Consider the following 23479-nt stretch of genomic DNA (forward strand, 5'->3'; position numbering starts at 1 on the left):
GCAAAGTCATCAGTAGCATGTTAAGTGGCTTGAGGCTGTAAACGCGTAATGGGGCATAGATGTGTTTAAACATAGCGTCTTATCGTAAACCTTACTCTATCTAAAAATGCTCTGTTTATGCTGGTTTTAATGCTAGGATACGCGCCCCTTAAATCAGCAATCAGAGCTATATCATTTTCTAATGAAACACCTATCTATACTTCTTCTTTCACTTGCCATTACTGCTTGCAGTTCTGAAAACACTGGACCTTCAGAACCGAGTCATTGCTCAGAGGGTAATGTGGTAAATTTTGACACCGAACGACAAGGCTATTCTTTTCTAGTAGAGAATTGCTTTGGTATGACCTACTTCAGTACAAATTATGGTCAATATAAAACTGACTGGATTGCTGCCTATGGTATGGATTTCCGCTACTGGACTGAAACATGGCAGTACCCTCGCAGTTTTATGGAAGAAAGTGATGAGATGGGAAAACACTATTACCAAATGATTCCTAGTGGGTCGTGGGGCGGCTGGGTTTCAATTACGACAAACTACTATGATGGCTCGGAATACACTGACTATTACTCTCCTCGCTCAGAAGAATACAATCACTATCAAGTAATGACTGATAAAGAGCTCCATGAAGAGAGATTTAACATCGCATTAAAACATGCCGTGATTAACGAGATTTAAAGAGAATTTGTAATATTTACTCGTACTGATGTACTCATCAGTACGAGTGCCCATAAATTCCACGCTTGATGAGAAAACCTACCTTATACTACTCATCCTCTTTGCAGTATTGACTAATCTAACTAAAACACAATGGGGCAATACAGTGATACCTTAGTTGCCAGAGGAGAGGGGGTTGGCTTTAAAATCGTAATAGGTAGTTTGATTTCCCAAACCCCGGCGTCAGTTCAGTTGTGACCGTTTAGATAACTCACAAAAGTGGCGCATCAAGTCCGCCAGTTCCTCTACACCATAGACATGATAATCAGCTACGGTAGAGTTTATTTTTGACCTTTTACTGAACAGAACCGACTTCATGCCCGCCAATCTAGCACCTTCTACATCATGTAGGAGTGAATCACCTATGTAGACAGCCCTTTCTGGTACAACATTAAGCCGATCTAAAATGCAACAGAAAACACTTGGATCTGGTTTGTACAATCCGATCTCTCCTGACACTAGGATTTGGTCGAAATATTGGTTTAACCTGGAAGAGACAATTCTGTTTCTTTGCTCACTTGGGTCGTAGGCGTTTGTGAGTAATCCAAGCTTAAAGCACTTTTGCAGCTTATGAAGGATATCTGGTACACCAGGAAAAGGCTCACAAGATCGAATTAACTCAGCTCTATAAATCTCAGTTACTGACTCATGCCAATCTATGGAGAGACTGTCAAACGTCCGTTTAAGTCTAGTCCTATCCATTGATAGCGGATCTGCCTCTCCACGCTCAACAAGAGAATGAAAAGCGATAATCTCTTTGACAGCAGTCGTCAGGAATTTTTCAAACGTAGTTTCCGTTGTTAACTTTGAGTGTAGCAGCTTGAGAATTTTGGTATCTGTATCAACAAAATCGACCAAGGTACCATCAAAGTCAAACACAATCGCATCAAACACATATTCCTCATCTTAGCTGAAGCCGACTCTTTTCAGATTACAGGCATGAGAAAAAGTAAGTCAATTTAGATTGTCATGGACTGGAGGTTAGATCGGTCGAAACTCACCATGGGGCACAGGCTTTTCAGAAGAAAAGCCTGTAGCAGCTCCTGTCTGTCAGCAATCTGTTTTCTCAGACAGCCTCAGAGCGTCTTCTAGCTCAACGCCAAGGTATCGAATTGTGTTATCTAGCTTCGAATGTCCAAGTAAGATCTGAACGGCCCTGATGTTTTTCGTTCTGGCATAGATTAAAGTGGCTTTAGTACGGCGCATGGAATGAGTTCCGTAATAGTCAGCATTCAATCCCAGTTTTGCAGCCCAGCTCCTGATGATTGAACGGTAGAATGAGTAGCTGATAGGTTGCCCAGAGCGTCGGATACTCGGGAATAGAAAACTGCTTGCCTCTAGGGATGCTGCGAAAATCCATCGACTAATACTTTGCTGTGTTCTCGGAGTAATCTCATAGTGGACATCGGTCCCCGTTTTTTGCTGGATGCACTGAACCCTTTCATAAATAACTCCTTGCGAAGAAACATCGTAAACGTGTAGTTTCAGCAAATCACTCGATCTTAACTTGCTATCTATAGCTAGGTTCAGTAGCGCGAGCTGCATCAAATCGTTTTCAATCTCCAGCCTAGTTCTGATCCGCCAGATCTCTTCAAGCTTAAATGGCCTTTTAATGCCGGTGCATTTTCCCGAAGATAACTTTCTCATATTGACCTCCTTTTCAAAGTTGTTGGTCAACATAAAGTCTGGCAATCAACTAGAACCGTTCCAGCTGCGATAACATTCAGTGAGCATGAACCGAAACATCCGCGGACAATAATGAGCCAGTGGTTTTGCTAAATTAGCATTTACTGGGTTAGTTGAGGTATTTACGTACCTTCAATATAGATATCAGAAATAACTATCCACTGAACCATCAAAACATTAGCTGTTCAAACATTCATATCAGCCCCAACTTGCCGGTGAATTCGTGTTTTGTGACCCATTGTGTGGCAATTTCATCACGATATGCAATAGTTTACTTATTTAGACTAGGGGCTGATATTACGATGGATTGTAGAAATAAACTTGCACTAGCAGTTGCTCTTGCTTTGCCGAATACGGCATGGGCTGTTGAATACGGTGTGGACGCCACTTCTGATGAATACAATGATTTTAATGTACATATTGTATTTGGTAACTCGCATTGTGGTGCGACATTGCTTGGTGGTGATTACTTAATCACAGCAAGACACTGCATTATCACAGATGGCTCAGACAGAAATGACAGCACAGGCATGACAGGTACCATCGAGATCCGTCAAGGTCTTAGCTATACCGGTGATAAGACCACTCTAACCGATTTTACGACCGTCTTAGATGGCACGAATGCCGATATTGAATCAGCTGCTTCTCAGCGCATGCTTTATTACGCTGACGTCATCTTGGGAGACTACCCAAATGCAGCGCAAACCGCGCTTCGCTATGACGGTGATCTAGTCGTTCTAAAATTGCAAAACACTGTTCAACATTACACTGGCGTTGCCATTACGCCGATGCGTGACATCACCACAGGTAAGTCAGTTTTCCCAGCAGACCAAGCTATCAATTTTTACGGATGGGGTCGTGATGAAAATGGCTCTAATCCAGCGACTCTCCAGAAAGCTCAATTAAAAAGCTTTTATGGTTGGGGTGATGTCAATGAGCAGCTCTGGCAGCGTGTTGATGAAGTAGACAGCTTTGCTTATGTAAGTTGCACGGATGAGCACAGAGCAGAACAAGGTTTGGACTGTGAATACAAGCCCGAAGACCGTGCCTACTTCTATGGATTAGGTAAACAACATGTCGCCAGTGGTGATAGTGGTACTGGATTGGTTTACGATAACCAACTATTCGGTGTTGCTCGCTCCGTCTTTGGTGGCTCTGGTGAATCTACGTTTACTCACTTCTCCACTATCATGCCTGAGCTAACTCAAGCGATCAATAAAGTAGTCTACCCGCCAGTAGCCGGTGCAGAGCTTGAAGAAGGCTTTGACCAAACACTGCTAGTGAAAATACCGATTCAAAACCTGACTTCAAGTGATGTATTGTTCACGCCAACACTGTCGGATGATAACAGCGGTATGGTTGATATGGATGCTTTTGACTGTAACTCTGTTATTCCATCTCAAGAAGGCTGTATCATTAAACTGTACTTTAATTATGCTCAACAGGTCATCGACACTGAATACAACGTGACTATCGATTTAACAGACACGATCGACATTCCCGTGAAATTTGCTGTAGCTTCTGATGATAGTGATGGCGACAACGGTGGAAATGGTGGTAATGACGTTGGTTCAGGTGGCTCCGTCGGTGGTGTATTCTGGTTTGCTATGTTGTTCGTTGGACTCATCCGCAAGCATCGTTGGTTCAAGTAAAATGTAAGCGGTTTTTAATGCCCCAAAGTAATGTTCAAAACTTGTTGTGGGGCAATTTAAACTTACTTGATTACAGTGTGTCATCAATTAAGGCAGCATATCATTTTTGTTTGCTTGCCTTTGTTATCAGCTGAAACTCCATACCAGAGCGCTTAGTGTTACGGGTTCTATAGCGCGTTGGATATTTATCAAAAAAGTCAGATAACTTCTTCAACCCGTAGTTTCGAGGATCAAAATCTGGCTTTAGTCTTTTTAAGTACTTGCCTATTTCACCTAGCTTTGCCCAACCCGATTCGTCTCTATAGTTCTGCCAAGCTTGATGCATTAATCTCCATAATTCGCGTTCTGCATCTTGATTAGAGTTGGGCTGTACGTCCCCAAGATCAACATCAGCGTTTAAGTTCTCTATAGCTACAAAGTCATCACAAGCGTTTTTAAACGAGGTCGGAGTCATCGCTTTTCCCACGCCGATGACGTGTATCTCCGACTCTCTTAACCTCGTAGCAAGACTTGTAAAATCACTATCACTGGATATCAAAGCAAAAGCATCAAATCTTTGGCTGTACAAGAGGTCCATTGCATCAATAATCATTAAAGAGTCTGTCGAGTTTTTTCCTGATGTATAGGCAAATTGCTGTTTGGCTTGAATCGCTAACTCATTCAAAGGCTGCTTCCAGTTTTTTAATTGCTCAGTAGAAAAGTCGCCATACGCACGTTTAACGATAATCTGCCCAAAACTAGAAAGCTCTTCAATAATGAGGTTTAGCTTTGAGTGGGGAGTGTTTTCTGAGTCAATTAATACAGCAATTTTTCTGTTACCCATAATCCGCTTGCAGCCATCTTTATGTATTTAGTTGCACTATATCGACATTAGCAATATTTGTTCAAATGGGATTGCTCAAAAATGTTATGAGTAACAACTCTAACCAGGAAAGGGGCAATTCCGTGTCACATGCCACATAAGCGCATTTTGGGTCTAGTGGACGCTTAGTTTGAGGCGGTAGCACACCTCTCCAATACTGAATCGTTCACACCTGAATTAGCAACGTCAACTGTCTGGTCGACTGGGCTCTAGTACAAGCTATCAGTACAAAGAAAAACAACGACTTTCATTGAGTAGACAAAAGGCAGTCTCTTCAAAATGTTCTTGGCTCAGTTCACAGTTTACAGAGTGCTGGCAAATATTTTTAGTTCACTTACCTTATATCACAATGAAATTGCACAATACTTAACCAAACATATGTACTCCAATAACATAAAGGAGTCACATAATGGTCTCGTCAATAATAAAATATATCCTAGTACTATTACTCTTCACAACTGCTTCACTTCCCAGCTATGCAGCGTTTAACGCCAGTCCACCAACTCAGGGAGCATTCTTCAATGGGAAATATCGAAATCTCGCCGCTGAATTTGGTAAAACCAATGGGATAGACAAGCTAAACCAGGGGTTTAATAGCATGTTTGGATACAACGGCAAACAGCAGCTTTACTATGCTTATAGCGAAAATGGACAATACAAGGCACATTATATACGAGCCATTAACCCCACTAGTGGTGATGATATTCGCTCAGAAGGGCAATCCTGGGGTATGACAATCGCTGTAATGATGAACAAGCAAGAGGAATTTGATAATCTTTGGCGCTTTGCCCGCCGATATCAAAAAAATAGCTGGAGCCATAGCGATCCTAATAAGCAAGGAGTATATGCTTGGCAGCTAAAATTTGATAGCAATGGTTATGTGTATAAAAATGACGATGGCCCTGCCCCTGATGGCGAGCTTTACTTTGCATTTTCCCTATTAAATGCCGATGCGCGCTGGGGGAGTCAGGGAGAGTTTAACTATTATGATGATGCGATTGAAATACTCGGTGTAATCCGAAATAAACTAATGGAAGATTCAATAATTCGTTTCTCTCCATACTTGGACAACCTCACTGACCCTTCATACCATATTCCTGTTTTTTACAATTATTTTGCCACACGGGTTTCTAGCAATCATGAACGTGACTTTTGGAACTCCGCTGCCACAAAAAGTCGAGTTTTCTTAAAAAATCACTTCACTAAGGTCAGTGGTAACCCGCACTGGAACCTACCCACTTTCCTAGCTCAAAATAATGGCGAACCAATTATCGACTACCTATTTAATGGTCAAGCAAATCCTGGGCACTGGTATGAGTATGACGCATGGCGAGTGGCTATGAACGTCGCTACTGACGCACATCTCTATGGTGCTGAGAGTTGGCACAAGGATACAATTAATAGTCTTCTTGGGTTCCTAGACTATGACAAAAATGCCAGCAGTGACAAATGTTACAAGCAGCTTTATTCCTACGGTAGTGCCGAAACTCAGCAGTGTGCAGGTACTGGTCAAAAGGCCACAAATGCTGTTGCTACGTTAGCCTCGACAGATAGTTCGATCGCTACAGACTTCTTTAACGATTTTTGGTCAGAAAGCCAACCGACCGGTGATTGGCGTTACTATAATGGCTGCCTGTATATGTTAGCTATGCTTCACGTAACAGGTAACTTCAAACTATATTGAACGCTCAGCACCGCTAGCTGTATAGCTCATAAGTACTATCACATAATCTCATAGATAGTCATATAGCGTTAGCTAACTGGAAATAAAGGATGCTCCTCCTGTATGGGGTATATGCACGTATATTAAAGAAGCACCTTTCTTCTGTAATGGTTGCATCGCTATATAGGATTGGGCCAGATTAGAGCAAGCATCGCTGAGTTCTGAGAGTTTGTCGTTAGGTTTAAAGCCAAACAAACCCGTTGTATGACTTCTCTTTTAGGGCCTCTAATCTGGTTTCCAGTGAGCCAGAGTAAATCTCTAATTTATGACCATCGGGGTCTAGAATATAGAGCGACATTCCTTCGCTCTGATGCTCTTTCCAAACCTCTACACCCAGTGAAATTAAATGCTTCGCAAAAGATCCAAACTCTTTTGATTCAATATCAAAAGCTAAATGGGTGTAGTCGGTCTTTGGGCAAGGGTCATCTAAAGAAAGACAAAACCAGAGTTCACCTGCAGAAAGATAAGCTCCTCTATCCCATTTAGCGCGAGCAGTGAAGCCCAAAATATCTCGATAGAAACTCATAGAACGCTCCAAGTTACTAACTGCAATGGTAATGTGATTGAGCCCTGAGATCATTGTTTTCTCCATTAAACAAAACGCTTTGTATACGACGAATGTCTTGATTCTATGGCCACATAATGCCGCCTTTCATTTTAAGCTTCAGCGCTGAATCAATATGTTTAAGATACAGAGAATAGGTCGAGTCATCTGTACTACGGGGTAGCTTTAGAAAATATCGAGATCGAGCAACTTTTTTTGGATAAAAAGCATGGCCAGAAAATATGTAGTGCAGTTACCCTTACAAGCTCCGGTGCAAAAATGTGTCACAAGTTACTATTACCGAAAGACTTTGAGTTGCTATACCTCTTCGCCTTTTTGAGCTCAGAAAAGAGAGTTTTCAAGAGTAAGCTTAGATGTGCGATATTTGGTTTATAATAATTTGATTCCATCTCTATGAATTAAAGATTTTGTCCTCTAGTTGCCGCAACTAAGTAGGTCAGTACTCGCCACGGTAACTACTCCCTTATCGTTCGTAGAACCATAAATAAGAATGTGTGTAACCCTATCATCATTGATGTTACCAAATCGTCGAAATGATATAGATAAGGTTCTACTATAACCTCCGTCACTTTTCTTTAATATACCTCCATAGCCAGACTCATTTTTTTCGACAATTTCGTACTCAGTCATACTTGATAACCATCCGTGACCAATTGAATTTTCATTTATGACAAAGCTATGCCTTTCGCCCATACCTGGGATAGTTGGTTCTATCTCATTGCATTGAATGAACTCTGATGCAATAGAAGCTGTCGGTAACAATGCCGTCAGTAATAAAATTTTATTTACCATATTAGGTGTCCACTTTTCTCTAAAAGACTCTCGTCGGCTTTAAATTCGTTGCAGTACACTGCTTTCGTGTGCCTTTCACGCTGCATAGCGTAATGCGTTTTGTTGCTTTGTACACGTGTTGACTGTAGGGTTGTAGGTTAAAAGGCGACAATCTATTGCAGTTAGATATGAAATTATGGATAGGGAAATAGAGAATCTATATGTGCCACCATTGAACAATGGGTAAGGTCTACATTTTGTAGACAAATTCAGATTAGTAAAATTAATGCATGTTTGACATGAGTGTCTCTGATCCTAAATGGACGAAAAACACAATGGGGCACTTTCGAGTTACTTAACTAGCCGCATTGTGTACTCGGCTTGACCGGTATGTACATCGACTTGCTCAGTTACGACCTCAAAACCCTGTGAAACATAGAAGCGGTGGCTAGCGTCATTTTCTTTAAATACACTTAGGGTTAGTGATGAACGGTGCTTTTTTGCATCATTGATAAGCTGCTTACCAATACCTTTCCCTTGATAATCTGAGCTCACAAAAATCGCAGCTAGAAGGTTTTCGTAAAGTGAGTAAAAGCCGACTATTTTCGAGTCGACCTCATAGACATAGCTTTCTGACATTGGCAGGTAAACATTACGCATATTATCCAATTGAGACTGCCAAAAGTCAGCAGCAACAAAATCATGTGCTTGAATGGATACCTCTAACCAAATGTCGAGAACACTGTCTATATCTTTCTCTACGTACTTTCTGATCATTTGAAACTCTTATATGAAACCCTTCTGACTAAAGATAGTGTACCACCGAAGATGTTCATCCCGGCGTTAGAAAATGGACGGCAAGTAGTAACTAACTTAATTCAGCGCTTGGAAAAAAACAACGCAGAAAGGGGCAGATACGTGTCTGTCGAAATCAGTACCAGTACGACTCTAAGTATAAATGAGCTATTTAAGTGCGCACTTGGGGTGGTACTATCCAGCCACAACTCCTATACTCTGCTCCTCATCTATAACAAGGTAATAAAATGAAAATTTGTGGTGTTGAACTTAGTGGTAATGATGCGATTGTCAGTCTATTAACCCTTTCTGATGGCGTATTTAATATCCCTGACTGTCGCGTGGCAAAAATTTCCATTGGCGATGCGAATGACACCGCCAAGATGAGGGACTTTCAGTTCTCATTTGCAAAGCTGATGCAAGATTATCAGGTTGAGCGTGTTGTGATCCGTCAGCGCCAAACTAAAGGTAAGTTTGCTGGTGGTGCAGTGGGTTTCAAGTTGGAAGCAGCTATTCAGCTGATTGAAGGACTTAAGGTCGATGTTATCGCACCAGCAGAAATCAAAGAGGGTCTAAAGCGCAACCCACTGCTCGTGCCTTTTAAAGAGACGGGTTTAAAGCAATACCAAGAGCCTGCATTTATGGTGGCCTACGCCTGCATCATGAAGTAGGGCAGTGTTCTAGTTTGAATGTGTAAAAAAACCGATAGGGTCTCTATCGGTTTTATATATACGGTGCCAATTTAGTAAACACTATGTGATGTCTACTTCCACCAACACCCCAAAGTGATCCGATACCACCGGATAAAAGTCGTGATTAAAAATCACCTGATGCTGCTTTACCGACACTGGTTGATTACTAAAAACAAAATCAATCCGCAGCGCCTGGCTATTTTCTTCCCAACCATCAATGTTTTTAATCACAGTGATCCCAGAATCTTTCTTTTCTGCAATTTCATAACAATCCACTAAACCGCGCTGCAATACATAATCATACCCCTCATTACGTATGTGGCTGGGGTTGTTGAAATCACCTAATAGAAAGCTCAATCCTGTTGAGAAGGTTGCCGAGATACGGTTGAACTGATCCTCAAACGGGTACTCCGAGTCATTCCACCAACCGCAATGACAATTATAAAAATCGACGTCACCCTGTGGAAAAGCAACTTTAATACGCACGGCGCGTCTATGTTTCCAGTAGCTCACATCATAGTTGTCCGTTAAATCAATGACCTCATGCTCAACGATCGGTAGTCGCGTCAAAAATGAAAGGCCTTCTTGATAGACTTCATAACTTTGGTGAACAAAATCCCACGTCAGTTGGTAGTGGTAACCGTACTCGATGAGTTTCTGCTGCAACAAATAACCGTAGTTATCCGTTAACACAGGATGATTGCTGGATATATCGGCATCAAGGACAGGGCTATCTTGGTGTTGATTCACCTCTTGCAGTGCAATCACATCGCAGTCTTGTTCGATAATGGCTTGCGCTACAATATCCAGCTTTTCTAGTTGTTTATCTTCTTGCCAACTGTGGGTATTTAGCGTCATTAGTTTCATTTATTATTCGCTCATTTACTGTTTAGAGATAAAACGCAGCACGAATGCTGCGTTTATCGATATTGCTCTTTGTTAGTCACCCCAACAGAGAGAACGAATTACGCTGGTTGCGCTGAATATCTATCAATTAGCTTAGATTTAATTCTATCGACACCAGGGCCATAAATAACCTGTACACCTTGTTCTTTGATTACCGCGCCAAGTGCACCCGTTGGTTTCCATAGTGAATATTCAGCCACCAATGCTGGGTCATTAACGGTAATACGTAGACGAGTCATACAAGCATCGATCTCAGCAATATTGCCACGTCCGCCTAGGTTTTTAATGATGATGTCCAGCTTCTCTTCTTCCGACATGCCTTCTGAACTTTCGTCTAGGTAGTTACCCTTACGACCCGGAGTTGGCAGGTGGAACTTCACAATCAGCACACGGAATAGGGTGTAGTTAACTACAAAGAAAACAATACACACTAGCGCGAAACGAACTAAGTCGCCGCCAATGCCTGCTGAAACCATCATTGGGATACGAGTGAGCAACTCAATCAAACCAAAGGAGTGGATACGTAGGTCCATTACATCCACTAATGCAAATGCAACACCGGTTAACACGGCATGGGCAATGTACAAGACAGGCGAAATGAACATGAACATGAATTCAATTGGTTCAGTTACACCAGTCAACAATACTGCAAGACACGCAGACAAGAACATCGGCTTATATTGCTTCAGCTTATCCTTATCAACACAGTGGTACATCGCAAGGCCAATACCAATCAATGATGATGCAGCGATGATTACCTGACCTGCTTTAAAACGTGCAGGGTGCACAGTATCCAATAGATGCTGATAAGTGGCTGGATCGCTCAGTTTAAGGTTGTTCAAATCACTTACCCAAGCAAGCCACAATGGATCTTGACCATAAACACTTGTGCCTGCATTCGCTCCTGTTAGAAGCTCATAAGCACCACCCAACTCGGTGTAGTTCATTGGAATGGTTAGTGTGTGGTGCAAACCAAACGGCAGTAGTAAACGCTCTAATGTACCGTACAGGAACGGAGCCACGATAGGCGCAGTGTCTTTAGAGGTTGCAATCCATTGACCAAAATCATTAAGTGCACCTTGGATTAAAGGCCATACAATCGACAAAATAAGAGCAATGATTACCGAGTAGTAAATCACCACAAAAGGTACAAAACGCTTGCCATTGAAGAAGGCTAATGCCTCAGGTAGGCGAGCGAAATCGTAATAACGGTTGTACAAGTTGGCACCTAAGTAGCCAGACATAATACCGATGAACACACCCATATTGAGCGCCGGTGCGCCTAAAATATTGGTAAAGAATTGGGATACAGGGAGTTCAGTGCCAAACAAGCTCATCACAACCGCATCAGGATCAGCGAGCATAGCGTTATCGACACCCAATATCACCCCAGTGATGCGGTTAATGAGTATGAAGGCGATCAACGCGGCAAACGCACCACCCGCACGCTCTTTTGCCCATGAGCCACCAATAGCAACAGCAAACAAAAGATGAAGGTTAACGATGATGCCCCAACCAATGTTTTCCATAATGGAGCCTAATGTTTCAACAGCTCCAATACCCCCGGCATACATCGCGACAACTTTACCTAGGGATATCATTATACCCGCTGCAGGCATCACCGCGATTACAACGATCAGGGATTTCCCGAATCGTTGCCAAAAATCAAACGACAGTAACTTACTCACAAATAACTCCTCGATTTAAAAACTGGCGACGTTTTTTAACGCCTTGCCATAAATACTATTTAGTGCGTCCTTACAACCACTACGACAAATGTACGCATCGCGCTGAAGGCTATCATTGCTCTCTCGAGACTCGATGAACCAGGGGTGCTCATCTCAGCTGGAATTACTCAATAAATCCATGATAGCGCGAATGCCATTATTGGCGTCTTGGTTTGTATCAATAAACTACGGGGATAGATTTGGTGGTCGGTCGCTTCTTCCACCACACGACTGGCGTTAAGCGCATACTATTATTGTGAGTCATCTATGCTTCTGTGCCACTTCGTATGTTATCGTTAACACAAGAGGTTAAATGGAATTTATTTTGACTCAATGCAAATTTAAAAAAACTGTGAGGTGAACCTCATAACCCTAAAGGAACTGTGAGCTTTCTCTCATTTTGAGTTCGAATGTGCCTTCAACGGAACTGAAGTCGCGCTTGATCAATTTCTTAACCGCTTGATAGCCCACTTCATAATAATTAAAGGCGACACTAGTCAGGCTAGGGACTAATAGATCGCTGTAGTCATAGTCGCCCATGCCGACAATCCACACGTTATGACCAATCTTTAATTGCTGCTCTTTAGCGCGACGGTATAAACGAATGGCTATATTATCGGTAGCACAAAAATAGACGTGGTTCGGCTGCAATTGAATGTCTTGGTAACAGGCCTTTTGCTCTGAGTTGGCCAGTGCTTGCAACGAAAAATCCAACTCAGGGACGGTGTCAGTAATGGTGGCTTGCATCAGCTTTGTACGGCTTGAAAGCATACGCTCATCATAAATATAATGTGCGGCTGCTAGCGGTGCCTGCTGCTGTTTTAATTGAGTGATGGTTTGTGAAACTAACGCTGTAATTGCTTCTTGTTCTGGGTAATGTAAACAGCAATGGTGGGGGCTGTTTTTACCAATAAACAACACATTATCTAAGCTTTGATAAAACGTCTCTTCGACACTGTGCTTTGAAGCAATGATAATCGTGCCCAATGCGTTGAGGCCATTAAACTCTCTCACCGCTTGGCATTCTGACTCATGGTTAAACCCAGAGGCATGAAAAAGCATTCGAACTTGTGATTCATTGGCAGCAGCGAGCGCCCCTTTAATCACCAAGCTTGTTGTATACGACTCAATACGAGGAGCGACGAAACCAATAATGTTAGATTGGCTACGGATGGAACGAGCAAATATATTCGGTGTGTAATGACTTTCTTTGACGATAGCATCAATTTTACGGCGATTTTCCTCCGAAACATAACCGTCATTAAAGTAACGTGACACGGTCATTGTCGAAATCCCAAGCTGCCTTGAAATCTCTGCCATGGTCATTTTTTTACTCATCGAATACTTCCTACAATCATCCATTATTGCCATAGTATCCAATATATTGGCGGACAACACAGCAAATAAAACAGGGTAGTCGCATGAGTGTTTGATTTTTGTTCACCTCACTATGTGTTGACAGGAAGTAAAGGGCAGGGAGCAAGCAGAGCTTGATGCCAAGCGCTGCTATATCTGATTGGACTTACCTGTTGTTTGAAAGCTCAATAGAGGCTTTGAGTAACTCACACAACTCTATCGAACCCATACCAACATTGCGTAACACAAAAGGTTTGGCAATGCGATTTAAAGAGATACAGACCTCATAATGGAAATTACCCTTTAGCGAATATTCACGGACGTACACATCTTTGATTTTTTTCAGGCTGATTAACCGTTGAGTATGAGGATAAGTGATGACTAAAGTATCCTGATCTATTTTAAAGCCAGTTGAGGTGGTCAAGTATTCATAAAGACAAAATAAAAACATAAAGAGACCCATGATCATCAGCCAGATGGCATCCCCACGTTGTTGCATTAACAGCCAAAAACACCCAGCAAGAATGGCAAGAAAGCTCAAAACGTAGCCGACGTGATAAAGGACATTCTTGGAGCTAGAAACATTGTCAACTTTAAAATCCATATCAATATGATCGACGATAAATGCTTTCAGAGCCCTAAAGCCCTCTAGTTGATAACTCACCTTAATGAGAATGTCATCATTGATATCAACGAGATCTAAACGCTGGCTTCCGGCTCTCTCTTTGACTCTACATATCCTATTCCATGGAATTAGTCCCTTAGACTTTCCGAGATGTAGATACCAAATACCGTCCTGGTCAACAGCAACATGATTGGAAGAAAAATCACGTAGAGATTTGAACATAACAGCAATAAAAATGAGATAGATAAAACTAAGAGCGGAAAAAATAACATTATCAACACGGCTGTTGGAACTGCCTTCAGGGTTAACGACGATGTACAAAGCAGGCACTAACATTAGGACCATAAAGGCCAGACCAAAATACAATAAATACCGATATTTAGAACCTAATTTATACTCTTGCATAGACATACTTTACCTATAAAATTTCGAACCCATTATGCTAACTATTGCGCTTATCTACGCTCCTGAAAGTAGCCGGCTATCTGTAACCGCTCTTTATACTGGGTCAAAACATAGAGAGAGGGGGCCATATTAACCCCATACAAAAATAGAACCAAAAAGGTAGCCAAAACAGAATTCTGGATAGAAGGAAGGTTGATACTAACCATGTAAAACAATGGTGCGACCATCATCATTGCATACACCACATAAACCATCATAGAAAGAGTGAACTTTACCGATCCTTGGAAAGTGAAGGAAAGCCAGAGTAATAGCTTCACATACCCCAATGTCACACAAAGAGAACAAAGGCTAAACACGATGATGAGTATTAGCTGAGGTTCAATCATGGTCATGGCCTTTCGGGAATAATCCGAGCACAACAAGCGTCCAACACACTAATTCCATTACTAGGCCTCAGTAAGAGGTTTACTGTCATCTGCTACATTATTAGTTGATGCTTCTAATGCTATGACTTTTGTTCCGGCTATCAAGTCGTGAATACAGCGCTTATCCTTGCGAAATACAAACAAGCCATCAATGGTAACTGCAAACTGACCCACTATAGGCAGCGAAGCCGCGATAGTGATCGGCAGATAACGCTTTAGGAATAGTTTTGGTAACCCAATGTAGTTATCGCTTGCATCTACAATTGCGATTTCAAACACATTTTTCCCGATGGTTTGACCTTTTGTATGTAACAGATAGCCATGGCACAAGAGGTACATCACCCAACTGTAAAGCATGAATATAAGTGATTCAAAGAGTGGCAAATTACCTACCGCCATTATTCTTTGTCCGAAGTCGGTGTACCAAAGCACTGGTATCGTGTAAGCCATAGCAATTAAACTATCAATGATTACAGCCCAAAAACGTGACCATCTAGAAGCTAATTTAGTATTAGATTTGACTGATATTTGTTCTTCCATGTATTAAACTCCGGTTTGTTGTCTCGTTAATATATTTTGGTTGGCCACATAATGCAATCTAATTGTTTATTTTCAAATTGCTCAATAAATAGGTCTTGTGCATAGAATTCAATAGTGAACACTTCACCTTGATGAACGTTAATGTTAATTTAGTTAATATATGTTTGATGTGTCCCTTTCTCTTTGGTTACTAATAATTATCTGGATTTTATTGTTATTTTACATGACCTTGTTAATATAAATTTCATGAATGGCAATAAAGTTATCTTTATTGACCAGTTGATTAATTATCAAGCCTGAAGGCAACTTTCTGTAAGTGCCACCTTTTGGAGAGAAATATGAGCTACTACCACCTGTACCGTTCATGCTTGCTTTGCTTTTTTTAGTTTTCTTGATAGTCGGTGTATTTGGAGGTATCTACTTAAGCCGCTACAAGAAAGAGAAAATCGGTCTTGGAGGGTATTTTGAATCTGTCGCTTTTCTGTTCTGTGATAGTTATAAACTGACCAAAGAAGGCCAGAAGGTGCAAGTTATATTGAGAAAAGTATTCCTGACCTTTGGCTTCTTGTTCTTTTTCGGGTTTTTCCTACTTGGCTGGAGCCTTTCGAGGTAGCTCAGTAAGGCAATTGACCATCAGAAAATATTGTCCGGGGGCTAGGTATGCTCACGGTATTGGCAAAGTTCAATAGAAAACAATAGGGCACTTCTAAGTTGCGAAGTGCCCAGCATCTCTATTTTGGATTCGAAGTCACGACTCTAGTATTGGCAAATGTGACGAAGATGATCTCTTTCATGAATTCCATAGATTTGATCATTACCGATCTGTGATAACAGAACTGTCAGTGTTTCCGCTAGATAGCTCCCATAACGTATCCCAGTAATATAGATGCACTTACGTGAGTTCATTGAATTTTTGCTCAAAGTTTTTTTGAGTCCTTAAGCAAAAGTAACTGACCTTTTTCGATGCCTGATTGATTGTAGTAAAGATGCATTTTTTCAATATGTCTGGCTGGCAACAGTGCTTTCTAGTTCGGCTGTTTGTATTAGGTTAGCCGCAGTAGTGAATATCATACAAGCCATGGAAACAAATAACTTATTCACAATACTCTCCTTTAGCGGGTAGCAAGGTATAGACACCGCCACTAAGCAAGGAGTTATAACGTAAGTAAGCGAGTGTTCTTTCTTTTGTATTGTACGTTAGGGAAGTTAACTTGTCGGTTACATTTAGGTTATCAATACTAATATTCATATAGGCTTGACATGCATGGGCTTTTGTATGCAACTTTGCAATTTTACGTGCAAGAATTTTACTTTCGTGAGTATCATCATTGAAATCGTGGAGCATCGGTTTTTGGAATGCATGAGCGAATTGTTTTACTAAATGTTTTGTTGGTTCGTCTACCTGAAGATTGTCAATATAGTCTTCTATGTCATCTCTGATTCCATTCTTATTAATATCGATGCCAGCAAGATTATCCGAGCGATCTAGAAGGTGATGATAATGTTTATAAATGTAATCTAGTTGCTCTGTAACACGACTCTTTGATTTTAGTTCTGCAATCATTTCATCAGAAAGAGCTATTTTACTCGCATTGGATTTTTCTACTTCACTGTGCTCAGATTTACACCCTATGATCGAAAATAATATTAACATTATTGTCAATAATTTCATGTCTTTACCTCCAATTTATATAGTTTGAAAGTAGAGCAGGTTTATAAATTGGTTTCTAGTGTCAATAATGAGAATTTGGTTTTATTCTGGATTTTCTGACTTCAGTTTTCATATTGATAATAATAATTTCCATGAGTTATGTACGTCGAAACAATTTAATTGGTACTATGTGTAGCTAAACCAATTAAAAATTATCTTACATCCCTAGTTTTACGGGTTAATACGTTTTTCTGGGAAGTGGAATTGAAGGAATATCGGAAGGTATGTAAAGTTTCGATGTTTGAAATCACCTTCCATCCTGCTCTGGCTCACATTTGGGTTGGGGTCAAACGCGAAAGCTACAGTACTTCGGTAAATGACCAATCGCTATAATAGTGGGTCAGAGAGAATAGCTTGTCGTTAACTCTGACCCAACATCCCTCTAACTCCCTTTCTTAGGCAGCACCCCCCCGGTCAAATACAACCCTACCGCCGCCAACACCGGATACCCAAACGCCTCGTTGATCATGTCGCTGATCGGCTGCCAGTCGAACCCATGCATACACCCAATCACCACCACCGAGTGCAACAACACATAAGGCACGGTGAACAGCAACACAATGGAACGTTGCACTATCTTGAATGGCTCATACGCCTTGAGTAGGGAGAGTTTGTATTTTGCTTTCTCTTCATCAGTAAAAAACATCGCATCTCCTGTCTTTGCTATCGTGTTGAGCCCTTGATTCAGTAGCTCGCTTGAGCCAAATATTCGTTGCCAAATGGTCAAAGTCGACTCCTCTAGAGTTTCTTTCAGGAAGGGTTTATTTCAGGTTGTCTTATGACTGGGTGAAAACGTGCATAAATAAAGTCACCAACATCAAAACAGGGACAGGCTTTAGCAGCGTCATAATCGCGATGGCCTTTTATGTTGGCGAGAGGGATGTTGTAGCAGTGGCTCAGCACCACAATGAGTTGGGCGAGGGCATCCCATTGAGCCTCGGTAAAGTTATTCTCTGGCGAAAACTGTTTAGACACGCCACCCACCAAGCACACGCCGATGTTGTGGTGATTGTGACCTCTCACATGCGCGCCTGTTCGCTGCATAGAGCGACCGGCTTCAATGCGACCATCACGATTAATCACCCAGTGATAGCCAATGTCAGACCAACCCCGAGCGAGGTGCCAACGGCGAATCACATTGGCATCTAGCGCCATTGTCACTGGGGTTGCGCTACAGTGAATCGTTATCCTTTTCATTGGTCTATTTCCTCCACGACTTGCTCAACGAGCACTGACTGGTAGCGTTCTAACGCGTGTTCAAGACATAATTCAATCGTTTTCTTACAGTCCCCCATCGCCAAGCGTTTAAGCACAAACGACTCCACCACATCTAAATGTTTACTCTCTCGTCCAATGTAGAAAACGTGAAAAACGCTATACCCAAGGCGCTCACGTTTGGCCGCTTTAATCGATAGCCATAGTAGAGTTTCACTCTCCAACCTATCTGGATAGTGGGGCAACGCTTGCCCCAGGTGTAAAGCACTCAAGTCTTTGAGCAGATATTCTCTAACCATGGCGCTTTTAAGTATCACACTGTTCAGCAATAACATCTCTCCTCTTAGTGAAAACGAGGACATGAAGATAACAGGGAAAGTCGTGGGTGAAATCGTGAAAAACGGGAAAACTCAGGCAGAAGAACAAGTTTTCGGCCCACTTATCACTTTTCAAAGCTCTGCAAATAAATGTTACATAAATGTTTCAGGCGACCGCAAAAATATCCATATCAATGGGCACTCATACCAAACCTGCGATTTCACTTGGCAACAAGTGTTGTATTGATAGCGGTGTTTTTTCTCAATAAGGACTCGAACACCACTATGGCAATCAAACTGTTACTCCAGTCAATGAAAGTCTCTACCGGCTCTCCTATCACCAAAATGTTATTGATCCAACTGGCTGAAAAAGCCAACGCCCAAGGCGTGAGCTTTCATTCCCATGACAGTTTGGCACGCCACTGTGAGGTGTCGATACGCACGATACAACGTCACATACAGATTCTCTGTAATAAGGGATTATTGACTCACGTAAACCGATTTGATGAGCACGGTGTTCAATCAAGTAACCGTTATCAACTCAACTTAGAGAGCCTGGCAAGTAGCGATACAGGGGTGACAGAGAGTCGCGAGTCAGCTCACAAAAAGAGGACGGATGACGACAGAGTGACCGACATAACCTTAACTTCAAATATAAATAATAGATCTACTGAATTAAATCATACTGTCGGTCACAGTAACGCAGTGGTGATCACCCTACTCAGCAGCGAAGGGGAGGTGGGACTGTGCAGCGATTTTGTTGAACCGTTGAGCCAAGCCTATCCTCTGCTCGATATCTCCGAGCAACTCGACGCCATCCGCAAATGGTTGATCCTACATCCTGAAAAACGCAAGAGCCCAAGTTCACTCCGTTACTTCGTGAACAACTGGCTTTATCGCTCACAACGCGCCCAAGAAAGCCACTTAAAGACGTCAAAACGAAGACGTAACAAGCCTCATCAGGGTTATTTATCGATGAGTGTGACACCTGGTGCTTCGATTCGCACGCCCAAACCAATAACCGCTCTTCCACAGACTAGCTTTGAAAAAGCCCTTGAAGCCTACCAAAAACGTGAAACCAAAAATCCTATCGAAGATCGTATTGCCGCGATCATCAACAAGGGATAGATGCCAAGGGGACCTGTGATGAGATTGAATTTCAGCTCGCAAGAGAAACAAAACATTTTTCGCAAAATGATCTCTCGCACATCAGGACGACACCGAGAGATGCTAGATGAACTGTGCAACGCCTATCCCACACCAAGAACCGATAAGGAACTGATGGAAAGCCTCAATATTGGCTCACGAGAAAGCCTAAAGTCACTGATTCACAACGCCGGGTCTATCAACCCAGTGAAGAGAATCCCATCACCATGCGGAGCAGTCAGTTACGTGTTTTGTGACCAAGCGGCCAAGCACTACCTGATCGCACGAGAGATGGATAAGGTGTTGGTGAATGGGTGATTGGGTTTAGACCTGTAAGCCGTCGCTCGTCGTTTCCTTAGGTCATTCTGAACTCGTTTCAGAATCTACTCAAAGCGCGCAAATAGCCCAAATTGGTCATCCAACCCTTAAGCGCTTCTCATTGCTATTGTCTCAATGAGAAGCTGCTTAATCTCGTTAGGGCAAAGGGAGTACGCACGCAAATACAGTACGAGGCGTTTTATGCATTGAGTTAGACTTCACTATCTATTTTCGCTCAGAGTATTTTGTTAACTGGAGATCAACCAACTCTTTTGTGAAGTCATGAAAGTCTTGAATAAGTTCTGGCTCTACTGAAAAGTTTGCCATCATTCTATCATCGGAGAGACTAAACCAAACTTTACCTTTCGTCTTGTTACCGCCTGTCAAAGCATTAATTGGGTTTCGAGACCAGTACTGAATCCACTCTTTTGATTCCGGTGTTGCCTCTTTGACTTTAGATGAAAGGTCGCGTGACTTGAGTTTTGGGTAACGAGATAAAACGTGCCAGCTTTTCTGTGATAATTCCTTGATTGTAGGAGGGTGATTAAAACCGTCTAGCTCCAAGAATGCCTCGAGTAATATAGCTTTGAAGCATTTTGTCATACTCATCTTTTGGATAGCATCTAAAAAGAAATCACTGTGGCTTCGAGCTATAGCAATTAGGTTATCGCTACCTGTCATACTAGCAACGAGTTCTAACCAGCTGCCGTTTTGCTTATTTACTTTGCTTAGGTCATAACCTTTGTGATAGAACTCAACTGCTCTTGGACGATGTCCTAAATGATTGGTGAGATGTTCAAATTCTTCTTGGGCGGAGTATCGTAATTTCTTTGTAAGCTGTTGCCAAAAATTAACAACCTCAGGGTCGATATTTGTAAAACATCCTTTACCTAGTTTCGGACTGTCTACAGGTTGTCCTTTGTATTCGGATAAGTCAGAGCCCTTCTCTATTCCAAGGATCTCTTGTTTATTCAAGAAGGAGCGATGGTTCCCAATGAAATCCAAAACAACTAAGTGTGTTTTGTCTTCATGACGCCTGAGGCCACGCCCCAATTGCTGAATGAAAATGATGTTTGAGTCAGTAGGACGAAGCATTAGGACAGTATCGATAGAGGGTAGGTCTGTACCTTCGTTGAATAAATCGACCGAAAACAGAACCTGAATCTCGCCCTTATCGAGCATAGTTAGTGCTTCGTTTCGCAATACAGTCGATTCACTGTGAACCGAGAGAGCTTTGTAGCCTAAGCTAGCAAACGTATTATTGAAATGCTCCGCCATGTAGTCAGCGTGCTTTTTTGATATACAGAACGCAAGAGTTCTGGATTGCTTTTTCTCTTTCCAGTGTTTGAATATGTGAGAGGCTCTTTGCGTAGTAGCAAATTGTGCGTCTAGTTCAGATGGGTCAAATTTACCATTTCGCCAAGGGATCTCTTGGTAGTTGACTGAGTCATCCCAAATCCCGTAGTAATGGAAAGGAACCAGTATATTATCGTCTATTCCGTGGACTAAATTTCGTTCATATACCAAGTTGTCATTACACAGTGACAAGATATTTGCTTGGTCTGTTCTTTCAGGTGTCGCCGTTAAACCCAGTAGAAAACGAGGTTCAAAGTAGTTCAGCACATTAATGTAAGTTCTTGCGCTAGCGTGATGAAACTCATCAACAATCACATAATCAAAGTGGCTTTTGTCGAAGTTCGAAAGGTGAGTTAACTGCCCAATTGTTTGAACAGAAGCGAATAGCATGTCTTTTGAGAGCGACTTTTCCTTGCCGTTATAATACCCTGCTGATTTTTCTGGCCACAGTTTAGCGAACGTGTTTAGTGCTTGAGTTAATATTTCTTCTCGGTGAGCGACAAAGAGTACACGTTTGGCGTTCATCTGCTTTGCATCAAACGCAGACAGCCACATCTTTCCCATACCCGTGCCCATAACAACCAGTCCACGAGTGAAACCAGCAGAGCGAGTTCTATTGAGCGCCTCCAAAGCCTCGACTTGCGCTTGGTTAGGAGTGTACTCATCTTCATCTAGGAGACTAGCGTCTCCAACCACGGATAGCTTAGGTGGTTTTCTATTCTTAATGTAGTGATTAATCCATGCATCAGTAATGTTCACAGCAGACGCGTGATGGAACAATTTATCAAACTGCTCCCGGATATAGTGGAACTGTTTTGCCTCTGCTGAGTCTTCTGGTTGGCGATAGTCCAACCTGAGACACCATTCATGAGCATACGTCAGGGCTGCTTTACTAATGTTATTAGAGCCTATATAAGCAGTACCATTATAAAAGGACTTAGCAGCGTCAGTGCGCACGAAAATGTAAGACTTTAAGTGGAAGCTGCGATTGTTAGTTTCAAACACCTTAACTTCAACATGCTCGCCTTCGAGCTCAATCAACGCTCTAAGAGCGATAGGGTGGGTAATGTGTAAATAGTCAGACGTTAAAACTCGAAGCTTCAGAGGGGAGTCTGTATTTTCTCGTCGCTCTATTGCCTCATGAATGCTGGGTAACAATAAATCGAGACCTGACGGCTGAATAAATGAAACAGCGATTTCTATCTCAGTAGCATGGTTTATTGCATGTATCAGTTGGGGTAACAGAGGATCGTCACCACCAATTGTTAAGAGATTATCTTTAAGCGTTAGGGATTGAACTGGCATATCGTTTTACCACATTATTTCTTTGTAAGAATCGCATTTAGCCATTTTTCAGACTCTCGGCCCGGCCTAGCATCTGAAGTAACCCATGTTTGACTGATACATAGAGGGGAAGAAATGAGTATATTTGCCAGTTTTGCCTCATTTAGATCTGAGAATAAACGACCATTTCTGACTTGTTCAATATCGCCATACTTAAATGAGCAGTAGAAAACTCCACCAGATTTCAGCACTTGAGCGAGGTGATTGAATGTCATCGGTAATTTATTTATCGGCACATGTAAGAGTGAAGCACACGCCCAAATAGCATCAAACGTCCGGGGGGCAGCCTCAAACGAGTCAAAGGTAGCAACCACGACTTTTTGACCTAGGTACTCTTCAGCCAGCTTGGCCAAAGATTCGTTTGCATCTAACGAGGTGACTTTATACCCAAGATCTAGGAACGATTTGCTGTCTCGACCAGAACCACAGCCAGCGTCTAATATTTTCCCTCGTTTTGGTACATGCGGAAGAAACTGTTCGTATAGCTTCTGGACATCTACATTAACCGTGCTAGAAAAGAAATCTAGAGCGTTTTCGCTGTAATACTGGTTGGTTATATTCATTAGGACTTTCATTGAGTTGCTTTAAGAACTTAGTTTGCATCATCTTGTTTCGCTCGTCTATCAG

23 protein-coding genes are annotated in these 23479 nt (G+C 42.0%); 6 read left to right on the forward strand and 17 right to left on the reverse strand.

All coding sequences use genetic code 11. From position 1 onward, the window contains the following. Window positions 1-340: 340 nt before the first annotated feature. Window positions 341-676 carry a hypothetical protein gene (locus tag GT360_RS15690; RefSeq protein WP_164649907.1) on the forward strand — a complete coding sequence of 112 codons (336 nt, stop codon included), beginning with the start codon at window positions 341-343 and terminating at the stop codon, window positions 674-676. Between the two features lie 222 nt (window positions 677-898). Here GT360_RS15690 and GT360_RS15695 read toward each other — a convergent pair whose 3' ends face one another. Then, complete coding sequence (locus GT360_RS15695) at window positions 899-1609, reverse strand: HAD family hydrolase (RefSeq protein ID WP_164649908.1); 711 nt, start codon at window positions 1607-1609, stop codon at window positions 899-901. Between the two features lie 156 nt (window positions 1610-1765). Further along, entirely contained in the window at window positions 1766-2362 is a 597-nt protein-coding gene (locus tag GT360_RS15700; protein ID WP_164649909.1) for a tyrosine-type recombinase/integrase, read from the reverse strand. A 341-nt stretch (window positions 2363-2703) separates the two neighbouring features. Between GT360_RS15700 and GT360_RS15705 the strand changes: the two genes are divergently transcribed. Beyond that, window positions 2704-4053, forward strand: coding sequence for a trypsin-like serine protease (locus GT360_RS15705; RefSeq protein ID WP_164649910.1), 1350 nt, complete (start codon window positions 2704-2706; stop codon window positions 4051-4053). Window positions 4054-4153: 100 nt separating this feature from the next. On the opposite strand, the gene GT360_RS15710 is transcribed toward GT360_RS15705, so the two are convergent. Then, on the reverse strand, window positions 4154-4876 hold the full coding sequence (locus tag GT360_RS15710) for an NYN domain-containing protein (RefSeq protein ID WP_164649911.1): 723 nt from the start codon (window positions 4874-4876) through the stop codon (window positions 4154-4156). Window positions 4877-5324: 448 nt separating this feature from the next. Between GT360_RS15710 and GT360_RS15715 the strand changes: the two genes are divergently transcribed. Continuing rightward, on the forward strand, window positions 5325-6599 hold the full coding sequence (locus GT360_RS15715) for a family 8 glycosyl hydrolase (protein WP_164649912.1): 1275 nt from the start codon (window positions 5325-5327) through the stop codon (window positions 6597-6599). A 220-nt stretch (window positions 6600-6819) separates the two neighbouring features. Here GT360_RS15715 and fos read toward each other — a convergent pair whose 3' ends face one another. The 3 genes from fos to GT360_RS15730 form a co-directional block, all read right to left on the reverse strand. Continuing rightward, window positions 6820-7218 (reverse strand): fosfomycin resistance glutathione transferase, encoded by a 399-nt coding sequence (gene fos / locus GT360_RS15720; protein ID WP_164649913.1) that lies wholly within the window; start codon window positions 7216-7218, stop codon window positions 6820-6822. A gap of 399 nt (window positions 7219-7617) precedes the next feature. After that, window positions 7618-7995: a hypothetical protein gene (locus tag GT360_RS15725; protein ID WP_164649914.1), complete on the reverse strand. Its 378-nt coding sequence runs from the start codon at window positions 7993-7995 to the stop codon at window positions 7618-7620. A gap of 330 nt (window positions 7996-8325) precedes the next feature. Then, window positions 8326-8751, reverse strand: a complete 426-nt coding sequence (locus tag GT360_RS15730) for an N-acetyltransferase (protein WP_164649915.1) — start codon at window positions 8749-8751, stop codon at window positions 8326-8328. 266 nt (window positions 8752-9017) lie between these two features. Here GT360_RS15730 and GT360_RS15735 point away from each other — a divergent pair, with 266 nt between their 5' ends. Then, window positions 9018-9440 (forward strand): DUF3010 family protein, encoded by a 423-nt coding sequence (locus GT360_RS15735; protein WP_164649916.1) that lies wholly within the window; start codon window positions 9018-9020, stop codon window positions 9438-9440. A gap of 81 nt (window positions 9441-9521) precedes the next feature. Here the strand turns inward: GT360_RS15735 and GT360_RS15740 are convergent, their stop codons facing one another. The 9 genes from GT360_RS15740 to GT360_RS15780 form a co-directional block, all read right to left on the reverse strand. Then, window positions 9522-10328 (reverse strand): endonuclease/exonuclease/phosphatase family protein, encoded by an 807-nt coding sequence (locus GT360_RS15740; protein ID WP_204274595.1) that lies wholly within the window; start codon window positions 10326-10328, stop codon window positions 9522-9524. Between the two features lie 98 nt (window positions 10329-10426). Further along, complete coding sequence (locus GT360_RS15745; protein WP_164649917.1) at window positions 10427-12055, reverse strand: PTS transporter subunit IIBC; 1629 nt, start codon at window positions 12053-12055, stop codon at window positions 10427-10429. Window positions 12056-12466: 411 nt separating this feature from the next. Then, window positions 12467-13432, reverse strand: a complete 966-nt coding sequence (locus GT360_RS15750) for a LacI family DNA-binding transcriptional regulator (protein WP_164649918.1) — start codon at window positions 13430-13432, stop codon at window positions 12467-12469. Between the two features lie 184 nt (window positions 13433-13616). Continuing rightward, window positions 13617-14486: a hypothetical protein gene (locus GT360_RS15755; protein WP_164649919.1), complete on the reverse strand. Its 870-nt coding sequence runs from the start codon at window positions 14484-14486 to the stop codon at window positions 13617-13619. A 440-nt stretch (window positions 14487-14926) separates the two neighbouring features. Beyond that, window positions 14927-15445: an RDD family protein gene (locus GT360_RS15760; RefSeq protein WP_164649920.1), complete on the reverse strand. Its 519-nt coding sequence runs from the start codon at window positions 15443-15445 to the stop codon at window positions 14927-14929. 1093 nt (window positions 15446-16538) lie between these two features. Further along, on the reverse strand, window positions 16539-17117 hold the full coding sequence (locus GT360_RS15765) for a chromosome partitioning protein ParA (RefSeq protein ID WP_164649921.1): 579 nt from the start codon (window positions 17115-17117) through the stop codon (window positions 16539-16541). A gap of 421 nt (window positions 17118-17538) precedes the next feature. Beyond that, the gene (locus tag GT360_RS15770; protein WP_164649922.1) at window positions 17539-17883 is read right to left on the reverse strand and encodes a hypothetical protein; all 345 of its coding nucleotides are present in this window, start codon (window positions 17881-17883) and stop codon (window positions 17539-17541) included. Between the two features lie 23 nt (window positions 17884-17906). After that, window positions 17907-18353, reverse strand: a complete 447-nt coding sequence (locus GT360_RS15775; RefSeq protein WP_164649923.1) for an N-acetylmuramoyl-L-alanine amidase — start codon at window positions 18351-18353, stop codon at window positions 17907-17909. Continuing rightward, the gene (locus GT360_RS15780) at window positions 18350-18706 is read right to left on the reverse strand and encodes a hypothetical protein (protein WP_164649924.1); all 357 of its coding nucleotides are present in this window, start codon (window positions 18704-18706) and stop codon (window positions 18350-18352) included. The genes GT360_RS15775 and GT360_RS15780 overlap by 4 nt, the downstream gene beginning before the upstream one ends. 267 nt (window positions 18707-18973) lie before the next feature. Here GT360_RS15780 and GT360_RS15785 point away from each other — a divergent pair, with 267 nt between their 5' ends. Both GT360_RS15785 and GT360_RS15790 read left to right on the forward strand, forming a co-directional pair. Further along, entirely contained in the window at window positions 18974-19816 is an 843-nt protein-coding gene (locus GT360_RS15785; RefSeq protein ID WP_164649925.1) for a helix-turn-helix domain-containing protein, read from the forward strand. An 18-nt stretch (window positions 19817-19834) separates the two neighbouring features. Next, window positions 19835-20152 carry a hypothetical protein gene (locus GT360_RS15790; RefSeq protein ID WP_164649926.1) on the forward strand — a complete coding sequence of 106 codons (318 nt, stop codon included), beginning with the start codon at window positions 19835-19837 and terminating at the stop codon, window positions 20150-20152. A gap of 225 nt (window positions 20153-20377) precedes the next feature. On the opposite strand, the gene GT360_RS15795 is transcribed toward GT360_RS15790, so the two are convergent. After that, entirely contained in the window at window positions 20378-22813 is a 2436-nt protein-coding gene (locus GT360_RS15795) for a DEAD/DEAH box helicase family protein (protein ID WP_164649927.1), read from the reverse strand. Between the two features lie 14 nt (window positions 22814-22827). Further along, window positions 22828-23409: a class I SAM-dependent methyltransferase gene (locus tag GT360_RS15800; RefSeq protein WP_204274602.1), complete on the reverse strand. Its 582-nt coding sequence runs from the start codon at window positions 23407-23409 to the stop codon at window positions 22828-22830. Between the last annotated feature and the right edge of the window lie 70 nt (window positions 23410-23479).

The sequence above is a fragment of the Vibrio astriarenae genome (assembly GCF_010587385.1).
Classification (GTDB): Bacteria; Pseudomonadota; Gammaproteobacteria; order Enterobacterales; family Vibrionaceae; genus Vibrio; species Vibrio astriarenae.

Bases quoted from the DNA above. Each gene is read 5' to 3' on its own strand.
- GT360_RS15705 (WP_164649910.1), top strand. From the start codon at position 2,704: ATGGATTGTAGAAATAAACTTGCACTAGCAGTTGCTCTTGCTTTGCCG.
- GT360_RS15755 (WP_164649919.1), bottom strand. From the start codon at position 14,486: ATGTCTATGCAAGAGTATAAATTAGGTTCTAAATATCGGTATTTATTG.
- GT360_RS15765 (WP_164649921.1), bottom strand. From the start codon at position 17,117: ATGAAATTATTGACAATAATGTTAATATTATTTTCGATCATAGGGTGT.
- GT360_RS15740 (WP_204274595.1), bottom strand. From the start codon at position 10,328: ATGAAACTAATGACGCTAAATACCCACAGTTGGCAAGAAGATAAACAA.
- GT360_RS15690 (WP_164649907.1), top strand. From the start codon at position 341: ATGACCTACTTCAGTACAAATTATGGTCAATATAAAACTGACTGGATT.
- GT360_RS15725 (WP_164649914.1), bottom strand. From the start codon at position 7,995: ATGGTAAATAAAATTTTATTACTGACGGCATTGTTACCGACAGCTTCT.
- GT360_RS15785 (WP_164649925.1), top strand. From the start codon at position 18,974: ATGGCAATCAAACTGTTACTCCAGTCAATGAAAGTCTCTACCGGCTCT.
- GT360_RS15775 (WP_164649923.1), bottom strand. From the start codon at position 18,353: ATGAAAAGGATAACGATTCACTGTAGCGCAACCCCAGTGACAATGGCG.
- GT360_RS15760 (WP_164649920.1), bottom strand. From the start codon at position 15,445: ATGGAAGAACAAATATCAGTCAAATCTAATACTAAATTAGCTTCTAGA.
- GT360_RS15735 (WP_164649916.1), top strand. From the start codon at position 9,018: ATGAAAATTTGTGGTGTTGAACTTAGTGGTAATGATGCGATTGTCAGT.
- GT360_RS15715 (WP_164649912.1), top strand. From the start codon at position 5,325: ATGGTCTCGTCAATAATAAAATATATCCTAGTACTATTACTCTTCACA.
- GT360_RS15795 (WP_164649927.1), bottom strand. From the start codon at position 22,813: ATGCCAGTTCAATCCCTAACGCTTAAAGATAATCTCTTAACAATTGGT.
- GT360_RS15730 (WP_164649915.1), bottom strand. From the start codon at position 8,751: ATGATCAGAAAGTACGTAGAGAAAGATATAGACAGTGTTCTCGACATT.
- GT360_RS15790 (WP_164649926.1), top strand. From the start codon at position 19,835: ATGAGATTGAATTTCAGCTCGCAAGAGAAACAAAACATTTTTCGCAAA.
- GT360_RS15710 (WP_164649911.1), bottom strand. From the start codon at position 4,876: ATGGGTAACAGAAAAATTGCTGTATTAATTGACTCAGAAAACACTCCC.
- GT360_RS15700 (WP_164649909.1), bottom strand. From the start codon at position 2,362: ATGAGAAAGTTATCTTCGGGAAAATGCACCGGCATTAAAAGGCCATTT.
- fos (WP_164649913.1), bottom strand. From the start codon at position 7,218: ATGATCTCAGGGCTCAATCACATTACCATTGCAGTTAGTAACTTGGAG.
- GT360_RS15780 (WP_164649924.1), bottom strand. From the start codon at position 18,706: ATGTTATTGCTGAACAGTGTGATACTTAAAAGCGCCATGGTTAGAGAA.
- GT360_RS15750 (WP_164649918.1), bottom strand. From the start codon at position 13,432: ATGAGTAAAAAAATGACCATGGCAGAGATTTCAAGGCAGCTTGGGATT.